Source organism: Actibacterium sp. (assembly GCF_041584535.1).
GTDB lineage: Bacteria > Pseudomonadota > Alphaproteobacteria > Rhodobacterales > Rhodobacteraceae > Actibacterium_D.
This window is the reverse complement of the sequence record NZ_JBFHDW010000337.1, coordinates 1-2,529: the sequence shown is the minus strand read 5'-3', so window position 1 is coordinate 2,529 and position 2,529 is coordinate 1. Positions and strand designations below refer to the sequence as shown.

Here is a 2,529-nt window from a genome sequence, read left to right as displayed (position 1 = left end):
GCGCTGATCGGCGGCGGGGTGGCGACCACGGCGGGCGGGGTCAAGCTGTTGCGGGTCTATGCGCTGTATAAGCACGGGATGCGCGAGATGGATAAGCTGGTGCATCCGTCCTCGGTCGGCGGATCGGGGGCGCTGGCGCGGCATATCCGGCGGCAGGGCGCATTCGTGGCGTGGATTTTCTTCATGCTGTTCGCGCTGTCGATTGCCGTGGTCATGTCGGCGCTGTCGCTGACCGGGCTGGGGTTCGAGGACAGCACGATCCTGACCGTTGCGGCGTTGGCGACCACCGGGCCTCTGGCAGAAGTCGCAGGCGAAGTGCCGATCTATTATTCAACGCTGGGCCCGGCGGCGAAACTGATTTTGGCCGGTGCGATGGTGCTGGGACGGCTGGAAACGCTGGCGATCATCGCCCTTTTGAACCCGGAATTCTGGAGACAATAATCCCCCCCGTCGCACATCGTCCGTTAAATGCCTGATATTTGGGCTGGAATCTCGGGCGGGGTCACTCCATACTCTGCGTATCTATGCGATTAGATGCCCCCCATCGCAGGGGCCAAAGCTGAAAAAAGGCAAGAAAAACAATGGCTGCCGACAAACAGAACCTACAGGATGCGTTTCTTAATCATGTCCGAAAGACCAAGGTTCCAGTCACTATTTTCCTGATCAACGGGGTCAAACTGCAGGGTGTGATCACCTGGTTTGACAATTTTTGTGTGCTTCTGCGCCGTGATGGCCAGTCGCAGCTTGTCTACAAGCATGCGATTTCGACCATCATGCCGTCGCAGCCGGTTAATCTTTACGACGGCGAGGAATAATCACGGGCGACATCGTTCACGGCACCAGCGTCACGCGCGCCTGGGTGCTGCATCCCGACATTTCCTCAGATCGCGACCGCAGGCCGGCAAAGCCTGCGCTGGATGAGGCCGTGTCTTTGGCCGCGGCCTTGCCGCATCTCGAAGTCGTAGGTTCAAACATCGTGCCGCTGCCCAAGATGCGGGCCGGGTGGCTGTTTGGTTCGGGCAAGATCGAGGAATTGCGCAAGAAGCTGGAAGAGGCCGAGGTCGATCTGGTGTTGATCGACGGCCATGTCACGCCGGTGCAACAGCGCAATCTGGAAAAGGCGTGGAACGTCAAACTGTTGGACCGGACCGGTCTGATCCTTGAAATCTTTGCCGACCGCGCCCGCACCCGCGAAGGTGTGTTGCAGGTCGATCTGGCCGCGCTCAGCTATCAGCGCACGCGGCTGGTCCGCGCCTGGACCCACCTTGAGCGTCAGCGCGGTGGTTTGGGCTTTGTCGGCGGCCCCGGCGAAACCCAGATCGAGGCCGACCGCCGCGCCATCGACGAGGCGATCGTCCGTTTGCGCCGGCAACTGGCCAAAGTGGCGAAAACCCGCGAATTGCACCGCGCCTCGCGCGATAAGGTGCCGTTCCCGGTTGTGGCGCTGGTCGGCTATACCAACGCCGGGAAATCGACGCTGTTCAACCGGTTGACCGGCGCGGATGTGTTCGCCGAGGACATGCTGTTCGCCACGCTGGACCCGACGATGCGCGGCGTGGTTTTGCCGTCAGGGCGCAAGGTGATCCTGTCGGACACGGTGGGCTTTATTTCGGACCTGCCGACGCAATTGGTCGCGGCCTTCCGCGCCACGCTGGAAGAGGTGCTGTCAGCGAACCTGATCCTGCATGTGCGCGACGTGGCCCATCCCGACACCGACGCTCAGGCGCGCGATGTGCAGGCGATCCTGACCGAATTGGGGGTTTCCAGCGAAACTCAGGTGATCGAGGTCTGGAACAAGATCGACCTTCTGTCCGAGGACCGCCGCGCCGCGATGCACGCGAAATCGGGGCGCGAGGCGGCAATTTTCGCGATTTCAGCCCAGACCGGCGAAGGCGTGGATCTGTTGCTGGACGCGGTGTCCGAAACCTTTGACGAGGTCAAGACCGAGCGGCAATTGCACCTTGGCTTTGCCGATGGCCGCAAGCGGGCGTGGCTATATGAGCAGGGCGTGGTTCAGTCCGAGGACCAGACCGAACAGGGTTATGACCTGAACGTGCTGTGGACCGCGCGGCAGGAAAAACGCTTTCGCGATCTTTAGCGGCTGATCCCGGCCAAGGCGGTCTCCAGATCGCCATAGCCGGTCAGGCGCCGCTCATAGTCCAACTGCAGGCGCGCGGCACAGTCGCGCGCCTTGGCCTCCAACGCCGGATCATCGGTCTGGGCCAGATAGATCAGCCGGTCGTAATGCCGGAAATAGGTCGGCAGCAGATCGGGATAGCGGTCCAGACCCAGCGGCTTCCACACGAAGGCATCGAATTGCTTGACCAGAAAATCGGTCAGGTAAAAGGCCGTGCCTTCGCCATGGGCGGCAAAGGCAGCGTTGCCTTCGAAAAAGCTATAGCAATGCGGGCCGTCGATCATTTTCAGGCCCAGCCGGTCGCACAATGCCTGCAACTGGCCGCCGGTGCCGCAATCGGCATAGACTACGAAAATCTCATCAAAGGCATCGCGGTGCCGGGCCACCGCCTG

The 2,529-nt window shown here is 61.4% G+C and carries 4 protein-coding genes; 3 read left to right on the top strand and 1 reads right to left on the bottom strand.

Features of this window, described 5'->3' with window-relative positions:
- From ABYW26_RS13275 to hflX, 3 genes are all read left to right on the top strand, one after another.
- On the top strand, window positions 1-441 hold a 441-nt coding region (locus tag ABYW26_RS13275; RefSeq protein ID WP_372605392.1), incomplete at its 5' end, for a potassium transporter TrkG.
- A 140-nt stretch (window positions 442-581) separates the two neighbouring features.
- Entirely contained in the window at window positions 582-815 is a 234-nt protein-coding gene (hfq, locus tag ABYW26_RS13270; protein ID WP_372605391.1) for an RNA chaperone Hfq, read from the top strand.
- Entirely contained in the window at window positions 812-2,098 is a 1,287-nt protein-coding gene (gene hflX, locus ABYW26_RS13265; RefSeq protein ID WP_372605393.1) for a GTPase HflX, read from the top strand. Before hfq ends, hflX begins: the two co-directional genes overlap by 4 nt.
- Here hflX and ABYW26_RS13260 read toward each other — a convergent pair.
- A partial coding sequence (locus tag ABYW26_RS13260) for a DUF1638 domain-containing protein (RefSeq protein ID WP_372605390.1) occupies window positions 2,095-2,529 on the bottom strand: 435 nt, incomplete at its 5' end. The genes hflX and ABYW26_RS13260 overlap by 4 nt on opposite strands.